The sequence below is a fragment of the Gemmatimonadaceae bacterium genome (assembly GCA_019637445.1).
GTDB lineage: Bacteria > Gemmatimonadota > Gemmatimonadetes > Gemmatimonadales > Gemmatimonadaceae > Pseudogemmatithrix.
Genome location: JAHBVS010000001.1, coordinates 848,115 through 872,990, shown reverse-complemented (window position 1 = coordinate 872,990; position 24,876 = coordinate 848,115). Strand labels below are relative to the sequence as shown.

Sequence of the window (24,876 nt, the reverse complement as noted above, 5' to 3'; positions counted from 1 at the left end):
GACCCCCGCAGGTCGCCGACGGGTACCCCATGGCGCTATTCGGTCGCAAGAAGACAACTGTAGGTCTCGATATCGGATCGGGCCTGATCAAGGTTGCGGTCGTCGATCACTCGAAATCGCAGCCGGAGCTGGTACGCGTGGGAATCACGCCACTGCTGGCGGATGCCATTGTCGAGGGCGAGATCATGGATCCCGGGATCGTGGCCGACGCCATCACGGCTTGCCTGGCCGAGGCCGGCGTGACGTCCAAGGCGGTCGTCACCGCCGTCGGCGGTCGCGACGTGATCATCAAGAAGATCCAGATCGAACGGGTGAAGGAGTCCCAGGCGCGCGAGCTAATGCGCTGGGAGGCCGAGCAGCACGTGCCCTTCGATATGGAGTCGGTGGAACTGGACTTCCAGATTCTCGACCCGGACGGCACCGATCCCGAGATGGACGTCCTGCTGGTCGCCGCCAAGCGGGAGTTGGTGGAGGCCCGGGTGCGCGTGGTCTCGGAGGCCGGCCTCGATGCCGCGGCGGTGGACGTGGACGCGTTTGCGTTGCACAACGCCTTTGAGTTGAACTATCCCGATGCGATGACCGGCGCCGTGGCGCTGGTGAACATCGGCCACGAGGTCACGATCGTGAACGTGGTGGAGAATGGCGTGCCGATCCTCACCCGCGACCTGTCGACCGGGACGCGTCGCATGCGCGAGGACCTGCAGCGCGATCGCGGCCTGAGCGCCGATGAGTCCGATGCGCTGTTGCGTGGCTTTGACCGATCCGAACACCTCGACGCGGTCTTGGAGTCGCGCGGCGAGGAGATCGCGGTGGGGGTCGAGCGCGCCGTGGCCTTCCTGGCATCGTCGGCCCGATCGGAGGCCTTGAGCGCGGTCTACTTGTCCGGCGGCGGCTCACGCATCCCCGGGCTCGCCGAGGTCCTCGCCGATCGCCTGCGACTGCCGGTGCAGGCCGCCAGCCCCCTGGCCAACCTCGTCGTGCGTGACGGCGCTTTCGAGTCGCTCGTCACGGACGAGGTGGCTCCCCTGCTGATGCTGCCGCTGGGTCTCGCCCTGCGGAAGCTGGCATAGGTCCGGACGATTCGATGATTGAAATCAATCTTCTCCCAGGCGCACGCAAGAAGTCGAAGGGCGGCTCGGGTGGCGCATCCCTCAACATCGGGGCGCTGCTCGGGAGCCTGAGTGAGCGCTTTCGGGATCCTTGGCTTGGCATCGCGGTCGCCGGCGTGGTGTTGGGCGTAGCCGCGGCCGGTGCGATGTGGTTCTTCCAGGGGCGCGAGGAGGCGACCCTCGAGGAACAGCAGCGCGTGGCGGTGCAGGACTCGACGCGATTCGCCGCGGTGCTGGCGCAGCGCTCGGCCGCCGAGGCACAGCGCGACGCTATCCTGCGGCAGATCGCGGTCATCTCGGCGCTCGACGGCGATCGCTTCATCTGGCCGCACATCATGGACGAGATCGCGCGGGCGCTGCCGACCTACACCTGGCTACGCTCGGTGACGCAGGCCTCGTCGACCGCGCCGATCACGCCGGAACTGGCTGCCTCGGGCGAGGTGCCGCCGCTGAGCATCCGCGTCATCGCATACACGGTGGATATCCAGGCCGTGACGATCTTCATGCGCCAACTCGAGGCATCGCCCTTCCTCGCCAACGTCACCCTCGGTCCCACGGACCAGGCGACGACCGACGGCAAGGAAGTGCGGCAGTTCCAGCTCGACATGCAGTTCGAGAAGCCGGATGCGACCGCGATCCGCACGGTCCCCCTTTCGATCGCGGTGAGGTAAGCCATGGCCGGATTGCCAACCAACCAACGCGACCAGATCATGCTGATCGTGGGCATCGTCGGGATCGCCCTCGGTGGCCTGTACTGGTACTTCGTCTACGAACCCAAGGGTATCGAGCTCGAGGCCACGCGGGCCCGGCTCGAGAAGCTTGAGGCGTCGAACCAGCGGGCGCGCACGCTGCTCGCCCGCGGCACTGCCGAGGAGATGGAGGCCGAGGCCAAGCTGCTGCGCGACAACCTCGAGCTGATCCGCACGCTGATCCCGGCGGGCAACGAGGTGCCGGCGCTGCTCGACCAGATCGTCGGCGCCGCGCGGCGTACGGGGATGGATGTCGGGAGCTTCGTGCCGGGCCCCGTGGTGCAGGGCGAGGAGTTCGACACCTATCGCTACCAGATGCAGATCACTGGCCAGTACCATCAGATTGGCGAGTTGCTCTCGGCAATCGGGTCGCTGCGCCGCATCATCGCGCCGGTGAACCTGTCGCTGCAGCCGTCGACGGCGGTCAGCGCGGCGACCGGTCCGGGCTCGCAGTCGCTGAACGCGACGTTCGACCTGCAGACCTACGTCGTGAAGGCGGAAGCGCCGGGAGGTAGCCAGTGAACGCTCGGCACGCCATCCTCGCCGTGGCAGCGGTGGCCATCGTCCTGCCCCTGCTCGGCAATGCGCAGGGTCGCAGGGGACAACCGGCCGCGCCAACCAAGGCCAAGGTCTCCACGGCGAACGTGGTCCGGGACTCCAGCGGGAACGTGGTCTTCAACCGCGAGGTCTACGCGTATCCGCGTAGCGGGCGCCGCGATCCATTCGCCTCGCTGATCGCCAGCGGCGATATCCGTCCGCTGCTCGCGGACCTCGAGGTCGTCGGCATCATCTTCGATCCCGCGGGCCGCAGTTCCGTCGCGACCCTGAAGGACGTCTCAAGCAACGAGATCTACCGCGTGCGGGTCGGCAGCGTGTTCGGCCGCATGCGGGTGTCGGCCATCCGCCAGCGCGAGGTTGCGTTGGCCATCGACGAATTCGGATTTACACGACAGGAAGTGCTGTCGATCACCGTGCCCACTCGGGGAGGTAGGACGCCATGAGGCGATATCGGATGCTGGCCCCCATCGTGGCCAGCGCACTCCTGTTCGGTGCGACGGCCGCCCACGCGGCGCCGGCGCCCGCGGAGGCCACCGCCACCGTGACGGCCGTGACCGTCGTGCCGGGGGCCGGACGCGCGGACGTCGTGCTCAGCTTCGACGGTGCGGTCAGCGTCAGCGACTTCATCCTGGAGTCGCCGCACCGCATCGTCGTGGACCTCAAGGGCGCCACACTGGACCTGCGCGCGCCGACCTATGACCGCGTGAACCGCGCGGGCATCCGGAATGTGCGCCTCGCGCAGTTCGAGAGCGACGTGGTCCGCCTCGTGCTCGATCTCGACGCACCCCGCGAGTACTCGGTCGTGCGTAGCAACACGGAGATCCGCATTTCGGTCCGTGGGAGCGACGACTTCGCGCCATGGTCGGCCGGAGCGGCCGCCGTGCGCGATGTGCCCGTGGAGCCCGAGACTGCCCCCGCGGCCCGCGGCCCGCGCTTCGAGTCCGCTGCGTTGGCCCGCGCGCAGCAGTCGCAGCAGGAACGCATCACGGTGACCTTCGCCAATCGCGACATCCACGACGTGATCGCGACCTTCTCGGAGTTCTCGCGGCGCACGTTCGTGACCGGATCCTCGGTCACCGGTACGGTGCGCTTCACCGAGATCGTCAACCAGCCCTGGGACATTGCGCTCTCGAAGATACTGCAGGCCAACGGCCTCCAGGCGGTCGAGGACTCCACGGGCATCATCACGATCGATAGCTATCAGAACCTCGCCGCCCGCGTGGCTGCCGAGCCGCTGGTTACCCAGCTGGTGCCGGTGAACTACGCCAAGGCCGCGACGCTCGCGACGACCATCCGCCAGCTCATCGCCGCCTGCTCTTCCGGCTCGGTGGGCGCGACCAGCACGGTGGTCGATGCCACCACCGGGGCCGAGGGCGCTGCCCCGGGCGGCGCGAGCCCGACGCCCGCCAGCCCGGCCTGTGGCCGCGGCGTGGTGACGCACGACGAGAAGACCAACACCCTGCTCATCACCGAGACCGTCTCGCGGTTGCCGGAGATCGTCAGCTACGTGCGCGACCTCGACGTCCGCACGCCGCAGGTCGCCATCAAGGCCAAGATCATCGCCGTGGACCGCACGGCGACGGAGGAGCTGGGCCTGAGCTACGACTTCGGCAATCCGACGAGCTTCTTCAACACGCTGCTCTCGCGCGGCACGCCCGGCGAGCTGCAGGTGGACCTCGGCGGCGATGCCTTCATCGGCGTCACCAACGCCAACCGCACCTTCGGGTCCACGGCCGCACTCTCGCTGGTCTACAACACGGTAATCGGCGGCAGCAACATCTCCGCCTTCCTCGACGCGCTCTCGTCGCAGAATCTCTCCGACGTGCAGGCCGAGCCGAGCACGACGACAATCGACAACCGCCAGGCCACGCTGTTCGCCGGCACCGAGATCGCGTTCCTCCTCACGCCGCCGGCGGTGCCGGGCCAGATCCAGGCCATTGCACCGGTCATTCAGCGCCAGCGGGTCGGCATCACGCTGGAGGTCACGCCGCACGTGACGTCCAATCGCCAGATCACGATGGAGATCAACGCCTCGCAGCAGACGCTGTTGGGCATCACCGTGGCCGGCCCGGAAATCTCCGAGCGCACGGCGACCAACGAGGTCCTCGTCGGTGACGGCGAGACGGCGGTCATCGCCGGCCTCACACAGACGCAGGTGTCGCGGCTCGAGAGCGGCATCCCGATCCTGATGAAGCTGCCGTTCATCGGCCGCCTGTTCCGCGAGACCCGCGTGGTCGAGCGCAAGCAGGACCTCCTGATCCTCGTCACGCCGCATATCGTGGACGAGGGCGAGGTGGTGCGTCCGAGTTCGATGCCCTAAGCGGCAGCGCAGTCCAGTAGGACCTGAGGCGCCCGGCGATATCTTTCGCCGGGCGCCTCTGCGTCCAGAGGGGCCGCCCCGTCTCCTCGCGGCCGACAACTTGTCCACGATCGCCCACGTTCATCGCCATGGCACGACTCAGCTTCCACACCGCCGGTGAATCGCACGGCCAGGCCCTGGTCGCGCTCGTCGAGGGCGCGCCGGCCGGGCTGCCGCTGCTCGCCGAGCACGTGGACACCGAGCTCGCGCGTCGCCAGCAGGGCTACGGCCGCGGCCGTCGAATGGTGATCGAGACGGATCGCGTGGAGTTCGTTGCCGGCGTGCGCGCGGGCGAGACCATCGGCGCGCCCATCGCGATGCTGATCCGAAACAACGATTGGAAGAACTGGGAAGCCATCATGGATCCCGCGCCGCGGCCCGAGGACGACACGCCCGAAGGCCGCAAGCGCCAGGTCACCCGCGTGCGGCCGGGGCACGCGGATCTCACCGGATTGCTCAAGTTCGACCGCCGCGATGCCCGCGACATCCTGGAGCGTGCCTCCGCGCGCGAGACGACTGCGCGCGTGGCCTGCGGCGCGGTGGCCCGTCAGCTGCTCGCGCAGTTCGGCGTGCGCGTCGGTAGCCACCTGGTGCACCTCGGCGGCGTGGATGCCAGTGCGCCAGCCGAGCTTCCTGAGGACCTGAACGCGGCCGCGGATGCCTCGCCCCTGCGTTGCCTCGACAAGGCCGCGGAGGAGGCGATGATCGCCCGCATCGATGCCGCCAAGGCCGAGGGCAACACCCTCGGCGGCATCTGTGAGGTCGTCGTGACGGGCCTGCCCGTCGGACTCGGCGCGCACGTGAGCTGGGACCGCAAGCTCGATGGCCGCCTCGCTGCTGCCATCTGTTCGATCCCCGCGGTGAAGGGTGTCGAGATGGGACTTGGCTTCGAGGCGGCGCGGCGCACGGGCGCCGAGGTCCACGACGAGATCCTGCCGCAACCGGGCAGCCCGCGTACCGGTCACGTGCGGCGCCGAACGAACCGCGCTGGCGGCCTCGAGGGTGGGATGACGACCGGCGAAGACTTGGTCCTGCGCGTGGCGATGAAGCCGATCTCGACGCTGATGCGGCCGCTGGAGACTGTGGACGCCAAGACGGGCGAGAAGGCCGCCGCGGCCGCCGAGCGTTCGGATGTCACGGCCGTGCCGGCGATGGGCGTGATTGCCGAGGCGATGACGGCGCTGGTATTGGCGGATGCCCTCCTCGAGAAGTTCGGCGGCGATTCGCTGGGCGAGCTACGCCGCAATCACGACGCCTACCTGGCGCGCGTGGCCGAGCGGCTGACACCTGGCTGAGTCGGTGTCGATCGACAGCGCGCAGGTCACGCGTCTGGTGCTCGTGGGTCTGCCAGGAGCCGGGAAGAGCACTGTCGGTCCGTTGGTCGCGGCGGCACTGGGGTGGACCTTCGTGGACCTCGACGCCGAGATCGAACGCGAGGCAGGAAAGTCAGTGCCCGAGATCTTCGCAGCAGAGGGCGAGGCGGGTTTCCGTCGGCGGGAGCGCGAGGCCACCGCGCGGCTGGCGAATCGCCGTCAGGTCGTTGTGGCGCCGGGGGGCGGCTGGATGCTGGACCCTGCCAACCGAGGCGCTCTGGGATCCGGTGCGGCCGGCGGCGACCGTCCGCCGGCGGAGGCAGGCAATCGAGGTCCCTTAGGGGCCGGGGATCAAGGTCCGGCAGGGGCCAGCGGCCGGTCCCTGACCGTGTTTCTGAAGGTCTCTCCGGCGATCGCAGCGACCAGGATCGGGGAGTCGGCGGCCTCCCGCCCCCTCCTTGGGGCCGCGAATCCGGTCGAGGCGCTCACGCGACTTTCAGCGCAACGCGAGTCGACCTATCTGCAAGCAAATCATACGGTTAGCATAGATTCGCTGACGCCGGACGCTGTCGCTTCTATTATAGTTGCGCTTGCGGCGGGTGGGGTGGCGGACTAGGATGCCTTCCCTATTCGCCGCACCCTCCCGGATACGGAATGGCAACGTCCAAGAAGAAGGCCGCAAAGCCGGCCGCCAAGAAGGCTACCAAGAAGAAGGCCACCGCCAAGCGCGCCCCAGCGGCAGCGCGGCGGAAGGCTGCTGAGCCGGAACTCCCGCACGACGAGGACGCCGCCCGCGCAGCGGCCGGGAAGTCGCTGGTTATCGTCGAGTCGCCTGCCAAGGCCAAGACCATCGGCAAGTACCTGGGCTCCGGCTACGCCGTAAAGGCCACGGTGGGGCACATCCGCGACCTGCCGGTGAAGAGCATCGGCATCGACGCCGAGAACGGCTTCGAGCCCGAATACGTCACCATCCCCGGCAAGGAAAAGACGGTCGCCGAGCTCAAGAGCGCGGCCAAGACGGCGAAGGCCGTCTACATCGCGACCGACCCTGACCGCGAAGGCGAAGCCATTGCCTGGCATGTGGAGCAACAGATCTCCGGCAAGCAGGCGCCGCCGATCCGTCGCGCGCTCTTCTATGAAATCACCAAGGACGCCGTCTCCAAGGCACTGACCGAGGCGCGCGAGATCGACAGCAAGAAGGTGGATGCGCAGCAGGCGCGTCGTGTGCTCGACCGTCTCGTCGGCTACAAGGCCAGCCCGGTGCTGTGGAAGACGGTGAAGAAGGGTCTCTCCGCCGGCCGCGTGCAGACCGTCGCGCTGCGCCTCTTGGTGGAGCGCGAGCGCGAGATTCGCGCGTTCAAGCCGAAGGAATACTGGACGATCGCGGCGGCGCTTGAGCACGAGGGCCAGGGCTTCACCGCCAAGCTGCACCATCTCGACGGTGAGAAGCCGGAGATCGGCAACGAGAAGGCCGCGATGGCCATCGTCAACGACCTCAAAGGCCGCTCACACTTCGACGTCACGGACATCAAGCGCCGCGAGCGTCGCAAGAATCCTGAGGCGCCGTTCAAGACCAGCACGCTGCAGCAGGAAGCGGCCAAGAAGCTCGGCTTCGGCTCCAAGCGCACGATGCGACTCGCGCAGAACCTCTACGAGGGCGTGCAGCTCTCGTCGAGCGAGGGCGCGGTGGGTCTCATCACCTACATGCGTACGGACCACGTGCGCGTCGCCGAGACGGCGGCCGCGGCCGCCCGCGAGTTCCTCGGCAAGCAGTACAGCGCCGAGTTCCTACCGAAGGAGGCGCGTCTCTACACGAGTGAGAAGGACCAGGCCGCCGCGCAGGGTGCACACGAGGGCATCCGCCCGACGGACCCGGCGCGCACGCCGGACAGCGTGGCCAAGTACCTCTCGCCCGAGCAGCTCAAGCTCTACACGCTGATCTGGCAGCGCTTCATGGCCTCGCAGATGTCGCCGGCCGTGTTCGACACCACCACGGTGGACTTCGACCTCGGCCGCTACCTGTTCCGGGCCACCGGCTCCGTCATCAAGTTCCAGGGCTTCCTCGCGCTCTATAAGGAGACGCGCGAGGAGGGCGACTCCAAGGCGCTCGAGGACGAGCAGGCGCTGCCGGCCATCGAGCCGGGCGAGCACGTGCCCGTGCGGTCCGTCGACCCCACGCAGCATTTTACCGAGCCGCCGCCGCGCTACTCCGAGGCCTCGCTGGTGAAGGAGCTCGAGAAGCGTGGCATTGGACGCCCGTCCACGTACGCGAGCATCATCTCCACGCTCACGGAGCGGCACTACGCCGAGCTCAACCAGCGGCGCTTCTTCCCCACGCCACTCGGTGAGAGCGTCGAGAAGGTGATGGTGAAGCAGTTCCCGCGCGAGTTCGACGTCGGCTTCACCGCGCAGATGGAAGGCGAGCTCGACAAGGTCGAGGATGGCAAGCTGGGCTGGAAGCAGGTGCTCGAGGAGTTCTACTCGCCCTTCGAGCACGCGCTCGAGACCGTGGACGCGGAGGCACTGATCCGCGAGGCGCACGACCTCTCCGCGCTGGAGGGGCAGAAGTGCCCCGATTGCGGCGGCAAGCTCGTGCCCAAGGGCGGCTTCTTCGGGCCCTTCGTGGCCTGCGAGAACCATCCGAAGACCTGCAAGTACACGCAGCCGCTGGGTGGCAAGAAGGAGCCGCCGAAGACTTATCCGATTGCCTGTCCGGAGTGCGGCACCAATCCGATGGTCATCCGGAAGTCCAAGTCGGGTGAGTTCCTCGGCTGCTCGCGCTTCCCCAAGTGCCGCGGCACGAAGTCGATGCCGACCGGTGTGAAGTGCCCGAAGGACGGCGGCGACATCGCGGCGCGGCGCTCGAAGAAGCGCGGCAAGGCGTTCTACGGCTGCGAGAACTATCCCAACTGCGATTTCGTCTGCTGGGACAAGCCGGTGCTGGAGAAGTGTCCAGAATGCGGCTTTGAGGGTGCGGAGGCCAAGAGCACCAAGTCGCGCGGGCACTTCCGTCGCTGCCTCAAGTGCCAGAATGAGTGGGATGTGGAGGCGCCGGAGGGTTCGGAGGCCGAGGCGGTGACGGCGTGAGTGGCGGGAGCGCCATCCACGTCGTCGGAGGCGGCCTCGCGGGTAGCGAGGCCGCCTTTCAGTTGGCGGAGCGCGGGTACGAGGTCGTGTTGCACGAGATGCGCCCCGTGCGCGGCACGGCCGCGCATCGCACGGACCGGCTCGCCGAGCTCGTGTGCAGCAACACCTTCAAGAGCACCGAGGTCACCAACGCGCACGGGCTGCTGAAGGCCGAGATGCGGGCGTTGGGCTCCATCGTGCTCGAGTCCGCGGATGCGGCGCGCATCCCCGCGGGTTCTGCGTTGGCGGTGGATCGCGACGTGTTCAGCGCCGGTGTGCACGAGCGTGTGCACGCACATCCACGCATCACGGTGGAGCGCGGCGAGGTCGCGGCGCTGCCGGACGTCGGCATCGTCGCCACGGGGCCGTTGACGAGCGACGCATTGGCCGAGGCGATCCGGGCGCGGCTCGGCGTGGCGGGCCTCGCGTTCTACGACGCCATCGCGCCCGTGCTGAGCGCGGAGAGCATCGACTACGACATCGCCTTCCGCGCCGCCCGCTGGGACAAGGAGACGATGGAAGGGGCGGGGGAGGAGGGCGCGTATATCAATTGCCCGATGTCCCGCGAGGAGTACGACGCCTTCATTCAGGCGCTGAGCACGGCGGACCAGTTCACGGCGCACGAGTTCGATGAAGTGCCCTACTTCGAGGGTTGTATGCCCATCGAGGAGATGGCACGTCGGGGTCCTGACACGCTGCGCCACGGACCGATGCGGCCGGTTGGGTTGAAGGACCCACGTACGGGCAAGCGCCCCTGGGCCGTGGTCCAGCTGCGGCGCGAGGACCGGGCGGGGCGGATGTGGAACCTCGTCGGCTTCCAGACCCGCCTCAGGATCCCTGAACAGCAGCGCGTGATCCGGATGATCCCCGGGCTCGCCGAGGCGGAGTTCCTGCGCTTCGGCAGCATCCATCGCAATTCGTATCTGAACGCGCCCGCCGCGTTAAGCCCGCACCTCGCGCTACGCGACCACGCGACGACCTTGTTTGCCGGCCAGCTCACGGGCGTGGAGGGCTATACCGAGAGTACGGCGACGGGGCTGCTGGCGGCCATCAATCTTGACCGCCTCCTGCGCGGCGAGGAGCCGGTCATCCCGCCGCCGACCACGATGCTTGGCGCGCTCTACCGCTACCTGCGCGAGTCGGACCCCAAGCACTTCCAGCCGATGAACGCCAACTTCGGCTTGCTCGAGGAGCTGGCGGATCCGCCGCGGGACAAGGCGCTGAAGCGCGAGCGCTACGCCGAGCGGGCGTTACAGGCGCTGGAGTCCTGGCGTCTGGAGTACGGGGTCCTGTCGGCCCCCACTACGGCGAGGTAGACGATGAAGTTCATCAAACGACTGTTGATCCTGGCGGTGTTGGTGGCCGGCGGCCTGTACCTCTACGGCCGTTCTCTGCCGCGCGAGCACGTGGCGAGCTCCACGATCGTGCTCGTGGCATCGCCTGACACTGTGTACAAGGTGATTCGCAACGTGTCGACCACGCCCAGCTGGTGGTCCGACATGAAGGGGGCGCGCCGCCTGACCGACAAGGCGCGCGAGACCTGGGAAGAGAACATGGGCGCCGCCGGCGTGATGCACGTCGAGATGACCACGCTCACGGAGCCGCGGCAGGTCGTGACGACCATCGTCGACAACGAGGAGGCCGGCTGGGGCGGCGTGTGGACGTATGACATCACGTCCTCGGGATCTGGCACCGAGGTGCGGATCACCGAGGACGGCTACGTGGACTCGCCGATCTTCCGCGTCCTGATGAAGTGGATGGGCGAGCATCGGACGATGGACAGCTACCTGCGCTCGCTCGGCGGGCATTTTGGCGAGATGGTGACGCCGCGGCACGGTGGCTGATCAGGAGGATCTCGTCGCCGCGTTCCTGACCCATCTGGAGAAGGAACGCGACGTCTCGCCGAACACCGTGGCCGCCTACGGCCGCGACCTCGGCGACCTGCAGGGCTTTCTGCAGCGGCACCTCGCGGTGGACGCCGTGGACTGGGCGGCGATCGATCGCCTGGCGATGCGGGCCTGGCTTGCGCACCTGAACCGGCGCGGGCTGTCGCGGCGCTCGAGTGCGCGGGCGCTGTCCGCGGCGCGGTCGTTCTTTCGATTCCTGCATCGCAATGACTTGGTCGAGGCGAACCCGGCGCGGGCGGTGAACAGCCCCAAGCTCGAGAAGCATCTGCCGGGGCACTTGGACCGCACGCAGGTGGACACGATGCTCACCGCTGCCGCCACGCGCGCGCAGGAGGGGCGCTTTACTGACGTGCGCGACCTCGCGATCCTCGAGCTGTTCTATTCGGCCGGGCTGCGGATCAGTGAACTTCGCGGGATCGACCGGCGCGACCTCGATCTGTTGAGCGGATCGCTCAAGGTGCGCGGCAAGGGGCGCAAGGAGCGCATCGTGCCGGTGGGTGAGCCCGCGCAGCGGGCGTTGCGGGAATATGAGCGCGTGCGCGATCAACTGTTGGCGAAGCTCGGGCCTGCGGGCGACCGCGTGGCGATGTTCCTGAGCCAGCGTGGGAAGCGGATGAGTCCCAAGACGCTGCACAACGCAGTCACGGGTTGGCTGGAGCAAGTCGACGAAGGGCAGGGGCTGAGCGCACACTCGCTGCGGCACACCTTCGCCACGCATCTGCTGGACGGTGGGGCGGACCTGCGGGCGGTGCAGGAGCTGCTGGGCCACGCCAGCGTGAGCACCACGCAGATCTACACGCACACCTCGGTGGAGCGGCTCAAGCAGGTGTATCGCGGGGCGCACCCGCGGGCGTGATGGTAGGAGTTGCGTTCGTAGCCGCGGAACTGCGGGAGTAGCCACGAACGACATCCCCTCAAGTGATTATCATAAATTGTCGATAACTTGATTTATCGATAAAATATCGACAAATTGTCGATAAATCATCAGGGGAGTCCATGGCTGGCAACCGATCCGCCATCCGGGAGCAGGTTCGCCAAATACGGAAGGTTCTCGAGTGGAGAACCGAAGGACTGACCGTCGGTGAAATAGCCGACGAGCTCGTTCGGATGTTCGGCACCGAGCTTGAGCCTTACGCCGTCTCGTACCGGCTGCGGGCTATGCCCCCCCACGAGCTCGAGAAAATCGGTGTCGGCCGAGGACGCCGATACAAGCTCGCCCAAGCGGGCAAGAGCGACGCGAGGGTTTCCACCGCGAATGCGGCGGTGGACGCAGCCGAGGAGATCCGGGCGCAGATCCGCCAGCCTCGCGAGCAGCGGTCCTACGTCACGTACGACCGAGACTGGCTGTTCGACTACGTGGCCGGCGAGACGTTCTACCTGCCCGCGGCAATCCGCAAGCAACTCGCGGAGATTGGGCGCAGTCCCGGCGACACGCGTCCGGCCGGCACCTTCGCCAGGGACATCATCGAGCGCTTGCTCATCGACCTCTCCTGGGCGTCGAGTCGCCTCGAAGGAAACACCTACTCACGATTGGATACGCAGCTCTTGCTCGAGTTTGGGCAGCAAGCAGAGGGAAAGGACGCACGCGAAGCCCAAATGATCCTCAACCACAAGGCCGCGATTGAACTCTTGGTAGGCGAGGGGGAGCAACTCGCACTCAGCGAGAGACTGCTCCGCAGCGTCCACGCGGCGCTGTCGGAGAACCTGATGCCGACCAAGGCGGAAGAGGGGGCGCTGCGCCGCCGCGAGGTTCGCATCGCAAGCTCCAACTACTGGCCCACGGCGGTCCCGCAGCTCATCGAAGAGTGCTTCGGTCGAATCGTAAGCACGGCTCGGCAGATCACGGACCCATTCGAGCAGTCGTTCTTCCTGATGGTGCACCTGCCGTACCTGCAGCCATTCACCGACGTGAACAAGCGGACATCTCGACTCGCCGCGAACATCCCGCTGATCGCGAGCAACCTTTGTCCACTGACCTTCGTGGACGTTCCGGAGCAGGAGTACACGGAGGCAATCCTCGCCATCTATGAGCTCAAGCGGATTGAGCTCCTGCGAAACACTTTCGTCCGCGCGTATCAGCGGTCCTGCGAGCTCTATCTCGTCGCCCAGCAGGCGGTGACGCAGCCGGATCCGATTCGGCTGCGGTATCGCGAGGCGCTCTCGGCAGCTGTCGTCGACGCGGTCCGAGGGGGTGTGGTTCCGACGCTCGCATGGGGACAGGAATGGGCGGCTACGCATCACGTGCCGGTCGCTGACCGGACGGGATTCGCCGAGGTTCTGATTGATATCCTCCTCGGTCTCAACGATGCCTCTGCCGCCCGATATCGGATCCTCCCCAGCGAGTTCGAGCAGTGGAGCACCAAGGTCCGGTCCCCGTAGGGAAGCAGGTATATTCCGGCTATGGCACTACCCACCTTCCACGCCACCACCATCCTCGCCGTCCGCCGCGACGGCAAGGTTGCCATCGGCGGCGACGGCCAGGTCTCCGTCGGCGACACGGTGATGAAGCAGGGCGCGGTGAAGGTGCGCCCGCTCAAGGGCGGCCGCGTGCTCGCCGGATTTGCCGGGGCCGCTGCCGACGCCTTCACGCTGTTCGAGAAGTTCGAGGAAAAGCTCGAGCGGCACCCCGGCAACCTGCCGCGCGCCGCCGTTGAGCTGGCCAAGGAATGGCGCTCCGACCGCGTGCTGCGCCGCCTCGAGGCCCTGCTCATCGTGGTGGACCGCGACCACGGCTTCGTCATCTCTGGCAACGGTGAGTTGATCGAACCGGATGACGGCATCTGCGCCATCGGTTCCGGTGGCTCCTATGCACTCGCCGCCGCGCGTGCGCTCGTGCGCGAGACGCAGCTTCCGCCCGTGGAAATCGTGAAGCGTGCGCTCTCGATCGCCGGCGAGATCTGCATCTATACCAACACGCACATCACCGTCGTCGAGCCGACGGCGTAGCCGGCGATGACCAGCCCACGCACCGAACAGGCGCTCGCGCGCCTCGCAGACCTGACCCCGCGACGCATCGTCGCGGAGCTCGACCGCTACATCGTCGGGCAGGCCGAGGCGAAGAAGGCAGTGGCCATCGCGCTGCGGAATCGCTGGCGGCGGCAGCGCACGCCCGAGGAGATCCGGCACGAGATCTCGCCGAACAACATCATCCTCATCGGCCCCACGGGCGTGGGCAAGACGGAGATCGCGCGGCGGCTCGCCAAGCTCTCCGGCGCGCCGTTCATCAAGGTCGAGGCCTCGAAGTTCACCGAGGTCGGCTACGTGGGCCGCGACGTCGAGGGCATGGTCCGCGACCTCGTCGACAGCGCCATCGAGATGGTGCGCTCCGAGCGCGAGCAGGAAGTCGAGGACCTCGCCAACGACCGCGTGGACGAGCGTCTGCTCGACCTGTTGCTGCCGGCGCCCACCGAGCCGCCTAAGCCCACCGCCGGCGAGGCAGAGCGTGTGTTCGTCGCGAGCTCCGCTGGCGTGCAGCAGGAGGAGCAGCTGGCGGCCGAGCGCCACAAGCGCACGCGCGAGAAGCTCAAACAACTGCTCAAGGACGGCCAGCTCGAGCAGCGCGAGGTCGAGGTCGAGGTGCAGCAGGCGCCGCCGATGATGGACGCGATGAACCAGCCGGGCGCGCCGGAAGGCATGCAGAACTTCACGGAGATGCTCTCCGACTTGCTGCCCAAGCGGACCAAGAAGCGCACCGTGAAGGTCAGCGAGGCGCGGCGCATCCTGCTGGACCAGGAATTCGACAAGCTGATCGACCTCGACGATGTCATCGGAGACGCCATCGAACGCACGGAGTCGATGGGCATCATCTTCCTCGACGAGATCGACAAGATCGCCGGGCAGAAGGGGGACTTCGGTGGCCCCGACGTCTCGCGCGAGGGCGTGCAGCGCGACTTGCTGCCGATCGTCGAGGGCTCCAACGTGCAGACGCGGCACGGGATGGTGAAGACGGACCACGTGCTTTTCGTGGCCGCCGGCGCCTTCCACGTATCCAAACCCAGCGACCTGATCCCCGAACTGCAGGGCCGCTTCCCCATCCGCGTGGAGCTCAAGTCGCTCACCGAGGACGATTTCGTCCGCATCATGACGGAGCCGGAGAACGCGCTCACCAAGCAGTACGCGGCGCTGGTCAAGGCGGAGTCCTGCGAGCTCAGCTTCACGGACGACGGCATCAAGGAGATCGCCCGCATCGCCGCGCAGGTGAACACGCGCATGGAGAACATCGGCGCGCGTCGGCTGCACACGGTGATGACGACGCTGCTCGAGGAGCTGCTCTACGAGTTGCCCGATCGTGGCACGGCGCCGGAAGTCGTGGACGCGAAGGTCGTGCGCGAGCGGCTGGTGGCGATTGCCGAGGACGAGGACCTCAGGAAGTACATCCTGTGATGGGGCGCGCATGCATGCGGCGCGCGCCGATCCTGCTCTCGCTCGTGCTCGGAGCCGCCATCGGCGCCTGCGCCCGCGGCGACGACATCGCCACCGTCGGCGCCAAGTTGCCGCCTTTCGACGCGCTCCAGGGCATTCCCGCCAAGCCACTGCGCGTGCTCCAGCTCCGCAGCGTCCGCCGCGAGATCGCCCCGCGCGCCGAGGTCGGCATGGCGGAGATCATCGCCGGCTACGAGGTCGAGTACCACGTGCCGGTCTTCGACTCCACCAGCCTCTGGCCGCGCGAGGACGCGATGATCCTCGACATCGTGGCCAGCCGGCAGTTCGCCTCGGACTCCGCGGCCCACGACGATTGGGACGCCGTCGCGACCGCCATCCGCGCCGCGCTGCCCGACGTCACGCCCTGCCCAGCGGCCGATCCCACTGGGCGCTGGACCGCCATCGAGTTCCCCCGCGGCGACTCGCTGGTCCTCTCCGCCGAGTACGAACCGGCGTATCTTCTGATGGACTCCACGCGCACCGTCCCCACGACACGCCTCGCCATCCGGCACGGCTCGCGCTGCCAGTAGCCACCATCCCCATGTCCACGCACCGCGACTTCATCGCGCTTCCCGACTTTTCTCCCGCCGAGCTGCGGGCGTTGTTCGCGCTGTCCGACCGCATGCGCCGCGGGGAGTACCGCAAGCGGCCGCTCGAGGGCATGGCGTTGGCCATGCTCTTCCATAAGTCGAGCACGCGCACGCGCGTCTCGTTCGAGGTCGGCGCCTGGCAGCTTGGCGCGCATCCGCTGTTCCTCACGCCGCGCGACGTGCAACTCGGCCGCGGCGAGGACGTGGCCGACACGGCCCGTGTGCTCGACCGCATGGTGGACGGCGTGATGATCCGCACCTACGCGCACGACGAGGTCGTGGAGTTTGCGCGCTATTCCGAGGTGCCGGTCATCAATGGCCTCACGGACCTGCAGCATCCCTGTCAGATCCTCGCCGACCTGCTCACGGTGCAGCAGCACCTGGGCACCTTCGATGGTAAGACGATCGCCTGGATCGGCGATGGCAACAACATGGCCAACAGTTGGTGCGATGCCGCCGCGCTGCTCGGCTTCGCGCTGCGGCTGGCCTGTCCGGAAGGCTACGACCCCGACGCGACGATCCTCGCCAACGCGAAGTCGAAGGGTCGGGTGACGCTGGTGCGTGACGCGGCAGAGGCGGTGGACGGCGCCGACGTCGTGACGACCGATGTCTGGGCCTCGATGGGCCAGGAGGAGGAGCAGGCGCAGCGCGAGCGCGCCTTTGCCCGCTTCCAGGTGAACGCCGACCTGATGAAGCGCGCGGCCAAGGATGCGATCTTCCTGCACTGCCTCCCGGCGCACCGAGGCGAGGAAGTCACCGCCGAGGTCATCGATGGTGCGCAGAGCCGCGTGTGGGACGAGGCCGAGAACCGCCTGCACGTGCAGAAGGCCGTGATGGCCGTGTTGATGGGCAACGAGCCCCTGTTCTGAGTCGCGATTGTACGCGCTGATCGGCGCCGGTCCGATGGGGCTCGCGATGGCGCGGGTCCTGTCGAAGCACGGCTTGCCGTTCACGGGCTTTGAGTTGCACGCCGATGTCGGCGGGTTGTGGGACATCGCCAACCCGCAGAGCACGGTCTACGAAAGCGCGCACCTGATCTCCTCCAAGCGGATGACGGAGTTCACCGAGTTCCCGATGCGGGACGAGGTGGCGCCGTATCCGCGGCACGACGAGATGGCGCGGTACTTCCGGGACTTCGCCGAGCACTTCGACCTGAAGCGGCACTACGAGTTCTCGACGCGGGTGCTGCGCTGCGTGCGAGTTGCAGACGGCGGCTGGGACATCACCACGGAACGCGAGGGAAAGCAGCAGACGCGGCGGTTCTCTGCGCTGCTCATCGCCACGGGCACGCTGCACCACCCGTTCCAGCCGGCGTTGCCCGGTGAGTTTGCGGGCACGCGGATGCACTCCGCGAACTACAAGTCGCCGCGCGTGTTCGAGGGCAAGCGCGTCCTCGTGGTCGGCTGCGGAAACTCCGGCGCCGACATCGCGGTGGATGCCGTGCGCCACGCGGCCAGCGTGGACCTGAGCGTGCGGCGCGGCTACTGGTTCCTCCCGAAGTTCATCAAGGGCCGGCCGATCGACACGCTCGGTGGACTGATCACGCTGCCGCGTCCCATCAAGCAGCGCCTGGACGGCCTGCTTGTGCGGCTCGTGGTCGGCAAGCCGTCGGACTACGGCCTGCCGGATCCCGACTATCGTCTCTACGAGTCGCATCCGGTGATGAACTCGCTGGTGCTGCACCACCTGGCGCACGGCGACATTCGCGCGCGACCGGATCTGCGCGAGGTCGCGGGGCACACGGTGACCTTCGCCGATGGTTCGCGCGGCGAGTACGATGTGATTCTCCAGGCCACGGGCTACGCGCTGCATTATCCGTTCATTGATCGCGCGGCGCTCAGCTGGGACGACGGGCCAGCGCCGCGTCTCTATCTCAACGCGCTGCATCCCAGCGACGACACCTTGGCGTTGCTGGGGATGGTCGAGGCCAGCGGACTCGGCTGGCAGGGGCGCTACGAGCAGGCCGAGTTGGTGGCGCTGTACTTGAAGGGCCTGACTTCCGGGCATCCGGCGGCACGCGCGCTTCAGCAAGAGAAGCGCAGGTCCTTCGCCAGTCGCATCGACGGTGGCTTCAAGTACCTACAGCTTGACCGCATGGCCTACTACGTGCACAAGGCGAGCTACCTGCGCGTGCTGCGGCGCCACATCCGGGCCCTGTCCTCGTGAACGAGGTGGGGCTGCGCTTCGATCCGGCCCAGCTCGTCACGCTGAACGTCGTGCTGGCCGTGATGATGTACGGGGTGTCGCTGACGCTGCGACCGGCCGATTTTCTGGCGGTGCTGCACAAGCCGCTGGCTCCAGCGGCGGGGCTTGTCGCCCAGTTCCTGTTGCTGCCGGCCGCGAGCACTGCGATTGCCTGGGCACTGCGCCTGGACGCTGAGCTTGCCCTGGGGATGATCCTCGTGGCCTCGTGCCCGGGCGGAAGCTTCTCCAACCTGATGGCGTATCGCGCGCGGGGTGACGTGGCGCTGTCGGTGTCGATGACCGCGGTCTCAAGCCTCGCGGCCACGCTGCTCACGCCGCTCAACTTCGCGTTCTGGGCCAGCGTGAACCCGGTGACGCGGGACTACCTGCGCGCCATCGCCGTGCCGCCGGGCGGGATCTTCATCGTCGTGCTGCTGGTGCTGGGCCTCCCGCTGGCGCTTGGGATGTGGACGGGTCAGCGCTACCCGCGCTTCGCGATGCGCATGGACCCGCCCCTGCGTCGCCTCGCGCTGCTGGTGCTCCTCGCCTTCGTGGCCATCGCGTTTGCGCAGAACCTCACGCTGTTCGTTGAGCGCTTCGGGACCTTCTTCTATGTCGTCGTCCTGCAGAACCTGCTTGCGCTCTCGCTCGGCTACGCATCGGCCCGCGCGCTGCGCCTAGGGGACGCGGCCACGCGCGCCGTGACGCTCGAGGTCGGCATCCAGAACTCCGGGCTGGGCCTCGTCATCCTGTTTACCTTCTTCCCAGAGGCGGGAGGGATGCTGCTCGTGACGGCCTTCTGGGGGGTGTGGCACTTGGTGACCGGGATCGCGCTGTCGTCGTGGTGGGCGCGGCGTCCCGCTGAGGCGGCGGCGTGAGCGCGCGGCGCGTGCTCATCACGGGTGCGGGCGGCTACGTCGGCGGCGTGGTCGGCGGTCGGCTCTCGCGCGAGTGCCAAGTGTTCGGCATCGACCTGCGGCCGCGCACGGACGCCGGATTCGAGATCGTGCCGATGGACATCCGCGACAACGCGCTGGGTCGCTGGATGCGTGAGAGGCGCATCACGCACGTGGTGCACCTGGCCTCGGTGCTTGAAGGCAAGGGCGACCGCGCGCGCGAGTACGACATCGACGTCAATGGCACGCGCAACGTCGTGAAGGCCTGCCTCGAAGCGCGCGCCCGGCACCTCACCGTCGCCAGCTCAGGCGCCGCGTACGGCTACCACGCGGACAACCCGCCGCTCATCAGCGAGGACGCGCCGCTGCGCGCCACGCCGAGCTTCGCCTACGCGCACCACAAGCGCCTGGTCGAGGAGATGCTGGCCGAGTACCGGCGCACGCATCCCGCGCTGGCGCAGTTAGTCCTGCGCATCGGTACCGTGCTCGGCGCCACGACGTCGAACCAGATCACCGCGCTGTTCCTGAGGAAACGCATCCTCGCCGTGATCGGCAGCGACTCGCCTTTCGCATTCGTTTGGGATCAGGATCTGGCCGCTGCCTTCGTGCACGGGGTGTTGGGTGATCGCGCCGGCATCTACAACGTGTCCGGCGATGGGACCTTGGGGATTCGCGAGATCGCAGCGCGTCTGGGGAAACCGGTGTTGGCGCTGCCTGCCTCCTTCCTCTGGAGCGCGCTGGCCGTCGGTCGGGCGCTCGCTGTGAGTCGCTACGGCCCGGAGCAGCTGGCGTTCCTGCGCTACCGACCGGTGCTCGACAACCATCGACTGAAGGAGTCGTTTGGCTTCGTGCCAACCAAGACCTCCGCTGAGGCCTTCACGATCTTTGCGCAGTCCCAAGCGGGCCGCTGAGTGGGCGGTGCTTCAGCACGTCGCCGCGGCGCGATGACGTATTCCAACGTAGCGCCCGGAGACGCGGCGCCCGCGTTCACGCTTTCGGACCAGGACGGCAACGACGTCTCGCTCGCCGAGTTCCGCGGCCGGCGCGTGGTGCTCTACTTCTATCCGAAGGACGCCTCCACCGGCTGCAGCATCGAAGCGCGTGAGTTTCGCGACCATTTCGCACGGTTCAAGCGAGCAAAGGTCGCGCTGCTCGGCATCTCCCCCGATTCCCCGCGTTCGCACAAGCGCTTCCACAGTAAGGAATCGCTGAACTTCCCGCTGCTCTCGGACACCGGGCACGAAGTGCTCGTGGCCTATGGCGTGTGGCAAGAGAAGCTGCTCTTCGGCCACCGGTACATGGGCGCCATGCGCACGACCTACGTGCTGTCGCCCGACGGCATTGTGGAGCGCGTGTGGGAGAATGTCGCACACGAGGGGCACGCGGCCGAGGTCTGGGCGTTCCTTCGGGGTGCGACCGGCAGCGCGACCGGCGCCGCGACCGGCGGTCAGCCCACGCTTCCAAGGGCCGATGCCCGCCGCAGGCCCCGCGCAGCGCGCAAGAAATAGTGTAGCTTGGTGGGCGTGGAAGACGCCTTCCTCAGCCGCCTGCAGGCTGCGCTCGACGGCCACTATGTCGTCGAGCGCGAGCTGACGGCTGGCGGTCAGAGCCGCCTCTTCGTCGCGGTGGACGCGAACCTGCCGCGCCACGTGGTGATCAAGTTGCTGCCGCCCGAGCTGGCGGGCGATGTCGCCCTGGCCCGCTTCAAGCGCGAGATCGCCGTGCTGGTCAAGCTCCAGCATCCGCACATCGTCCCCATCCTCGGGATGGGCTCCACCACGGACCTCATCTGGTACGTGATGCCGTTCGTGGAGGGCGAGTCGCTCGAGTCCAAGCTGGAACGCGGGGCCTTGCCCATCCGCGACGCCATGAAAGTCCTGCACGAAATCTCCGACGCGCTCGCCCACGCGCACGAGGTGGGGATCGTGCACCGCGATCTCAAGCCGGCGAACGTGCTCTTCCAGTCCAGCCACGCGGTGCTGGCCGACTTCGGCGTGGCCCACGCCCGGCTGGAGAGCCTCCGCAGCTCCACCGGGATGTCGCTCAGCGAGCTGCGCAAGAGCAACCCGACATTCAACGCGGCGCGTCTCACCGACAAGGGCTTCGCCGTCGGCACGCCGGGCTACATGGCGCCGGAGCAGTTCGTCAACGACGACCCGGCCGACGCGCGCGCCGATGTCTACTCGCTGGCGATGCTTGGCTACGAGATGCTCACCGGGCACCGTCCCTTCTCGGAGTACAAGGGCGCGCGGCAGTTGGTCGCGCACGTCACCGAGATGCCGCCGCTGGCGACGACGCTGCGCGGCGAGATCCCCGAGGCCATCGCCAAGGTCCTTGAGCGCGGGATGATGAAGGCGCCGGGCGATCGGTTCGCCACCGCGGCGGAATTCCGCGACGCCCTCGGCCCGCGCTGGTAGCCGGCCCTAGCTCGCGCAGTTCGCGTCAGTTCCCGTCAGCTCGCGAACGCGGGAGGGGCCGAAACGAAGCGCGCCGTCTCCTCGGGTGGCACCGGCTGGCCCAACAGGAATCCTTGCACGTAGCGGCAGCCCATCTCGCGCAGCATCGAGACATGCTGCGGCCGCTCCACGCCCTCTGCCACGGCGTCCATGCCGAGTGAGCGCGCCAGCGCGACCACCGAGCGCACGATCTCCTGGCACTCCGAGCTCTCGTCCATGCGCCCGACGAAGTAACGGTCGATCTTGATCGCGCCGATGGGCAGCCGATGCAGGTAGCTCAGCGAGGCGTGGCCGGTGCCGAAGTCGTCCATCAGGATCGTGTGCCCGCGCCCGCGCAGGATCGCCAGGGTCCCACGCGCGACCTCCTCGTTGGCGAGGATCACGTTCTCCGTGACCTCGAGCCGCAGGCGCGCGTGGTCGATCGACGACTCGTGCACGGCGCGATCCACCAGGTCGGCCAGTGCTTCATCGGCGAGCTGCCGCGCGGCGATGTTCACCGAGACCCAGGGCCGATGCCCGCCGTCCCTTCCCATCGGCGCGACGTGCTTGCAGGCCTCGCTCATCACCCAGGCGCCGAGCGGCACGATGGCGCCCGTCTCCTCGGCGAGCGAGACGAACTCGTGCGCGCCGAGCAGGCCGCGCTGCGGATGCGACCAGCGCACCAAGGCCTCGAAGCCCGCGAGCTGTGGTTCCGGCTCGTCGATCGAGAACACCGGCTGGTACCAGAGGCGCAGTTCGCTGCGGGCGATGGCGCCGGCGAGGTCGAGTTCGAGCGAGGCGCGGTGCTTCACGTCCTCGCGCATCGCCGTCAAGAAGCTGGCCTGACGCGCGCCTCCCACCCGCTTCGCGGCCGTCGTGGCGATCTCGGCGTTGCGGATGTAGTCGGCGGGCGTGTCGAAGGCTTGGTCGTGCATCGCGACACCGATGCTGACGCTCACTTGCACCGCGTGGGTCAGCACCTCCACCGGCTTCTCGAAGGCCGCGAGGACGCGAACGGCCACCTGCCGCGCTTCGGCTTCCTCGTGGATGGTGTCGAGCAGCAGCAGGAAGACATCGTTCTCAAGTCGCGCCACAACGTCGCCGGGGCGCACCGTGTGTGAGAGGCGGCGGGAAATCGCGCGTAACAGTTCGTCGGCGGCGCTGAAGCCCAGCGCGTCGGCGTGGTGTGAGAAGCGGTCGACGTCGACGATCAGTGCGGCGAAGCGGCGCTCGCCCTGACGGCGCGTGCGCCGGATGGCCCGCTGCAGCAGGTCGCGCGCGAGGGCGCGGTTGGGCAGGCCGGTGAGCGAGTCGTAGAACGCCTCGCGCCGCGCCTGTTCCTCGGCCAGCCGCTGCGCCGTGGTGTCGCGCACGCTGCCCGCGACGCGATGTGCACGGCCGGTCTCGTCGCGGAGGATCGTCCCCACCCAGTGCACCGTGATCCATCGCCCGGAGTCGTGACGGATGCGGTGTTCGCTCTCGAAGCGCACCTGCGTACCGTTGGTCTGCGCGGCGACGTCCACGCGCGCCTGGGTCAGGTCGGCGGGATGCACGCGGGAGAACCACTCGTCGGAGGACGCGGTGACCTCGTCCGCCCGACCGCCGAGGATCTCGCGCCAGCGCGGCGTGAAGCGCATCGTGTCCGTGGTCAGGTCCCAGTCCCACAGGGCGTCGCGCGCGGCGAGCAGCGGCAGCGTATGCCAGGACGCCGAGGGATCGGCGCTGCTCACGGAGCGCGGCTCGGCGTCGGCGGCGGTCTGTCGCGACTCGAGGGAACGCACCGCACGGCGCAGTCGGAGCGCGGCGATGCTGGAGAAGCTGGAGACGACGGAGAGTGCGCTGGCCAGCAGCAGTTCGAGCACGGAGTCGGTTGCTTGAGTCCAAGTCACGCCGACACCGAGAGCCGCGCGGTGCCAGCCCTAGCTGTCCGCCCCAAGGACGCGTTAGGACTCTGTCCGTTACGGGCAAAATGGCGTTCGATTTCTCGACGCCGCATCGTTGTTTGACCTTCTATATAGAAAGGAGCGATTGCGCGGGCGGGTGGTAAAGTGCCTGCCGTTTCGGCATCTTTCCCTGCTACGCACTCCTTCCCCTCAAGACCGAGAATGTCTGCGATGACTGCGGCTGACTCCACGCTCAAGCGCACCCCCTTCCACGACATCCACCTGGCGGCCGGCGCCAAGATGGTCCCCTTCGCCGGCTTTGAGATGCCGATCCAGTATCCCACCGGCATCACCGTCGAGCACCAGGCCGTGCGAAAGGGCTGCGGCGTGTTCGATGTCAGCCATATGGGTGAGTTCATCATCCGCGGCGCGCAGGCCATCGACTTCGTCACCTACGTGACTTCCAACGACGTCGCCGCGCTGGCCGTCGGACAGGTCCACTACTCGGGCATCCTCACCGAGCAGGGCACGTTTGTCGACGACTGCCTCGTGTATCGCTACGCCGACCACGTGATGATGGTCGTGAACGGCTCGAACAAGGACAAGGACTTCGCGCACATCTCGCGCTACCTCTCCAAGTTCGACGCGACGCTCGAGGACGTGAGCGACGATATCGGCCTGCTCGCCGTGCAGGGCCCCAAGGCCGAGTCGATCCTGCAGGCGCTCACGCCGGCCACGCTGCCCGACATCAAGTACTACTGGTTCGTCGAGACCACCGTCGCCGGCATCCCGATGACGCTCTCGCGCACCGGCTACACGGGCGAGGACGGCTTCGAGCTCTACCACAACGCGAAGGATTCCGCGGCGCTCTGGAAGGCGCTCATGGAGACGAAGCAGATCACGCCCACCGGACTCGGCTGCCGCGACTCGCTGCGCCTCGAGATGGGCATGGCGCTCTACGGCAACGACATCGACGACACGGTCACGCCGCTCGAAGCCGGACTCGGCTGGCTGGTGAAGATGAAGAAGGGCGATTTCGTCGGGCGCAGCGCACTCGAGGCGCAGAAGGCGGCCGGTGTGCCGCGCAAGCTCGTCGGCTTCACCTTCACCGAGAAGGCGATTCCGCGGCACGGCTATCCGGTGTTCGTCGATGGCGCGGCGAGCGGTGTCGTGATGTCGGGCATCATGAGCCCCAGCGTCGGCGTCGGGCTCGGCACGGCCTACGTGCCCACCGCGCACGCCAAGGAAGGCAACACACTTGAGGTGGAGATCCGCGGCAAGCGGATCACCGGCACCATCGTGCCGTTCCCGTTCTGGAAGCAGGGCACCGTCAAGCGCTAGCGCG

Annotated in this window: 23 protein-coding genes; 22 read left to right on the top strand and 1 reads right to left on the bottom strand. The window is 67.7% G+C overall.

The window, feature by feature from the left end:
- Positions 1 to 29: 29 nt before the first annotated feature.
- From pilM to KF709_03995, 21 genes are all read left to right on the top strand, one after another.
- Positions 30 to 1,070: a type IV pilus assembly protein PilM gene (gene pilM, locus KF709_04095; GenBank protein ID MBX3173566.1), complete on the top strand. Its 1,041-nt coding sequence runs from the start codon at positions 30 to 32 to the stop codon at positions 1,068 to 1,070.
- Between the two features lie 14 nt (positions 1,071 to 1,084).
- Positions 1,085 to 1,780, top strand: coding sequence for a PilN domain-containing protein (locus tag KF709_04090; protein MBX3173565.1), 696 nt, complete (start codon positions 1,085 to 1,087; stop codon positions 1,778 to 1,780).
- A 3-nt stretch (positions 1,781 to 1,783) separates the two neighbouring features.
- A complete protein-coding gene (gene pilO, locus KF709_04085; protein MBX3173564.1) occupies positions 1,784 to 2,380 on the top strand; it encodes a type 4a pilus biogenesis protein PilO in 597 nt (198 codons plus the stop codon).
- Positions 2,377 to 2,859 carry a hypothetical protein gene (locus KF709_04080; protein ID MBX3173563.1) on the top strand — a complete coding sequence of 161 codons (483 nt, stop codon included), beginning with the start codon at positions 2,377 to 2,379 and terminating at the stop codon, positions 2,857 to 2,859. Before pilO ends, KF709_04080 begins: the two co-directional genes overlap by 4 nt.
- On the top strand, positions 2,856 to 4,736 hold the full coding sequence (locus tag KF709_04075; protein MBX3173562.1) for an AMIN domain-containing protein: 1,881 nt from the start codon (positions 2,856 to 2,858) through the stop codon (positions 4,734 to 4,736). Before KF709_04080 ends, KF709_04075 begins: the two co-directional genes overlap by 4 nt.
- A 128-nt stretch (positions 4,737 to 4,864) precedes the next feature.
- Complete coding sequence (gene aroC, locus KF709_04070) at positions 4,865 to 6,070, top strand: chorismate synthase (protein ID MBX3173561.1); 1,206 nt, start codon at positions 4,865 to 4,867, stop codon at positions 6,068 to 6,070.
- Between the two features lie 4 nt (positions 6,071 to 6,074).
- Positions 6,075 to 6,704, top strand: a complete 630-nt coding sequence (locus KF709_04065; GenBank protein MBX3173560.1) for a hypothetical protein — start codon at positions 6,075 to 6,077, stop codon at positions 6,702 to 6,704.
- Between the two features lie 38 nt (positions 6,705 to 6,742).
- Complete coding sequence (gene topA / locus KF709_04060; protein ID MBX3173559.1) at positions 6,743 to 9,175, top strand: type I DNA topoisomerase; 2,433 nt, start codon at positions 6,743 to 6,745, stop codon at positions 9,173 to 9,175.
- On the top strand, positions 9,172 to 10,530 hold the full coding sequence (gene trmFO / locus KF709_04055; protein ID MBX3173558.1) for a methylenetetrahydrofolate--tRNA-(uracil(54)-C(5))-methyltransferase (FADH(2)-oxidizing) TrmFO: 1,359 nt from the start codon (positions 9,172 to 9,174) through the stop codon (positions 10,528 to 10,530). The genes topA and trmFO overlap by 4 nt, the downstream gene beginning before the upstream one ends.
- A gap of 3 nt (positions 10,531 to 10,533) precedes the next feature.
- Positions 10,534 to 11,058 carry an SRPBCC domain-containing protein gene (locus KF709_04050; protein ID MBX3173557.1) on the top strand — a complete coding sequence of 175 codons (525 nt, stop codon included), beginning with the start codon at positions 10,534 to 10,536 and terminating at the stop codon, positions 11,056 to 11,058.
- Positions 11,051 to 11,977 (top strand): tyrosine recombinase XerC, encoded by a 927-nt coding sequence (locus KF709_04045; GenBank protein ID MBX3173556.1) that lies wholly within the window; start codon positions 11,051 to 11,053, stop codon positions 11,975 to 11,977. The genes KF709_04050 and KF709_04045 overlap by 8 nt, the downstream gene beginning before the upstream one ends.
- Before the next feature lie 251 nt (positions 11,978 to 12,228).
- Positions 12,229 to 13,500, top strand: coding sequence for a Fic family protein (locus tag KF709_04040; GenBank protein ID MBX3173555.1), 1,272 nt, complete (start codon positions 12,229 to 12,231; stop codon positions 13,498 to 13,500).
- Between the two features lie 21 nt (positions 13,501 to 13,521).
- The gene (gene hslV / locus KF709_04035; GenBank protein ID MBX3173554.1) at positions 13,522 to 14,067 is read left to right on the top strand and encodes an ATP-dependent protease subunit HslV; all 546 of its coding nucleotides are present in this window, start codon (positions 13,522 to 13,524) and stop codon (positions 14,065 to 14,067) included.
- 6 nt (positions 14,068 to 14,073) lie between these two features.
- Positions 14,074 to 15,504 (top strand): ATP-dependent protease ATPase subunit HslU, encoded by a 1,431-nt coding sequence (gene hslU / locus KF709_04030; protein MBX3173553.1) that lies wholly within the window; start codon positions 14,074 to 14,076, stop codon positions 15,502 to 15,504.
- Entirely contained in the window at positions 15,504 to 16,073 is a 570-nt protein-coding gene (locus KF709_04025; protein ID MBX3173552.1) for a hypothetical protein, read from the top strand. The genes hslU and KF709_04025 overlap by 1 nt, the downstream gene beginning before the upstream one ends.
- A gap of 11 nt (positions 16,074 to 16,084) precedes the next feature.
- Positions 16,085 to 17,002, top strand: coding sequence for an ornithine carbamoyltransferase (gene argF / locus KF709_04020; protein MBX3173551.1), 918 nt, complete (start codon positions 16,085 to 16,087; stop codon positions 17,000 to 17,002).
- A 7-nt stretch (positions 17,003 to 17,009) separates the two neighbouring features.
- Positions 17,010 to 18,299: an NAD(P)-binding domain-containing protein gene (locus KF709_04015; GenBank protein ID MBX3173550.1), complete on the top strand. Its 1,290-nt coding sequence runs from the start codon at positions 17,010 to 17,012 to the stop codon at positions 18,297 to 18,299.
- Between the two features lie 5 nt (positions 18,300 to 18,304).
- Positions 18,305 to 19,195: a bile acid:sodium symporter family protein gene (locus tag KF709_04010; GenBank protein ID MBX3173549.1), complete on the top strand. Its 891-nt coding sequence runs from the start codon at positions 18,305 to 18,307 to the stop codon at positions 19,193 to 19,195.
- Positions 19,192 to 20,124, top strand: coding sequence for an NAD-dependent epimerase/dehydratase family protein (locus KF709_04005; protein MBX3173548.1), 933 nt, complete (start codon positions 19,192 to 19,194; stop codon positions 20,122 to 20,124). The genes KF709_04010 and KF709_04005 overlap by 4 nt, the downstream gene beginning before the upstream one ends.
- Before the next feature lie 33 nt (positions 20,125 to 20,157).
- Positions 20,158 to 20,721: a thioredoxin-dependent thiol peroxidase gene (gene bcp, locus KF709_04000; GenBank protein ID MBX3173547.1), complete on the top strand. Its 564-nt coding sequence runs from the start codon at positions 20,158 to 20,160 to the stop codon at positions 20,719 to 20,721.
- A 15-nt stretch (positions 20,722 to 20,736) separates the two neighbouring features.
- A complete protein-coding gene (locus tag KF709_03995) occupies positions 20,737 to 21,630 on the top strand; it encodes a serine/threonine protein kinase (protein MBX3173546.1) in 894 nt (297 codons plus the stop codon).
- A 35-nt stretch (positions 21,631 to 21,665) separates the two neighbouring features.
- Here KF709_03995 and KF709_03990 read toward each other — a convergent pair whose 3' ends face one another.
- On the bottom strand, positions 21,666 to 23,537 hold the full coding sequence (locus KF709_03990; GenBank protein ID MBX3173545.1) for a GGDEF and EAL domain-containing protein: 1,872 nt from the start codon (positions 23,535 to 23,537) through the stop codon (positions 21,666 to 21,668).
- A 225-nt stretch (positions 23,538 to 23,762) separates the two neighbouring features.
- Here KF709_03990 and gcvT point away from each other — a divergent pair, with 225 nt between their 5' ends.
- Complete coding sequence (gcvT, locus tag KF709_03985) at positions 23,763 to 24,872, top strand: glycine cleavage system aminomethyltransferase GcvT (GenBank protein ID MBX3173544.1); 1,110 nt, start codon at positions 23,763 to 23,765, stop codon at positions 24,870 to 24,872.
- The last annotated feature ends 4 nt before the right edge of the window (positions 24,873 to 24,876 follow it).

Excerpts from the sequence above, each read along its gene's own strand:
- KF709_04050 (MBX3173557.1), top strand. The coding sequence starts at position 10,534 with ATGAAGTTCATCAAACGACTGTTGATCCTGGCGGTGTTGGTGGCCGGC.
- hslV (MBX3173554.1), top strand. The coding sequence starts at position 13,522 with ATGGCACTACCCACCTTCCACGCCACCACCATCCTCGCCGTCCGCCGC.
- bcp (MBX3173547.1), top strand. The coding sequence starts at position 20,158 with ATGACGTATTCCAACGTAGCGCCCGGAGACGCGGCGCCCGCGTTCACG.
- argF (MBX3173551.1), top strand. The coding sequence starts at position 16,085 with ATGTCCACGCACCGCGACTTCATCGCGCTTCCCGACTTTTCTCCCGCC.
- topA (MBX3173559.1), top strand. The coding sequence starts at position 6,743 with ATGGCAACGTCCAAGAAGAAGGCCGCAAAGCCGGCCGCCAAGAAGGCT.
- KF709_04025 (MBX3173552.1), top strand. The coding sequence starts at position 15,504 with ATGGGGCGCGCATGCATGCGGCGCGCGCCGATCCTGCTCTCGCTCGTG.
- pilO (MBX3173564.1), top strand. The coding sequence starts at position 1,784 with ATGGCCGGATTGCCAACCAACCAACGCGACCAGATCATGCTGATCGTG.
- KF709_04075 (MBX3173562.1), top strand. The coding sequence starts at position 2,856 with ATGAGGCGATATCGGATGCTGGCCCCCATCGTGGCCAGCGCACTCCTG.
- KF709_04090 (MBX3173565.1), top strand. The coding sequence starts at position 1,085 with ATGATTGAAATCAATCTTCTCCCAGGCGCACGCAAGAAGTCGAAGGGC.
- pilM (MBX3173566.1), top strand. The coding sequence starts at position 30 with ATGGCGCTATTCGGTCGCAAGAAGACAACTGTAGGTCTCGATATCGGA.
- hslU (MBX3173553.1), top strand. The coding sequence starts at position 14,074 with ATGACCAGCCCACGCACCGAACAGGCGCTCGCGCGCCTCGCAGACCTG.
- aroC (MBX3173561.1), top strand. The coding sequence starts at position 4,865 with ATGGCACGACTCAGCTTCCACACCGCCGGTGAATCGCACGGCCAGGCC.
- gcvT (MBX3173544.1), top strand. The coding sequence starts at position 23,763 with ATGACTGCGGCTGACTCCACGCTCAAGCGCACCCCCTTCCACGACATC.
- KF709_04040 (MBX3173555.1), top strand. The coding sequence starts at position 12,229 with ATGTTCGGCACCGAGCTTGAGCCTTACGCCGTCTCGTACCGGCTGCGG.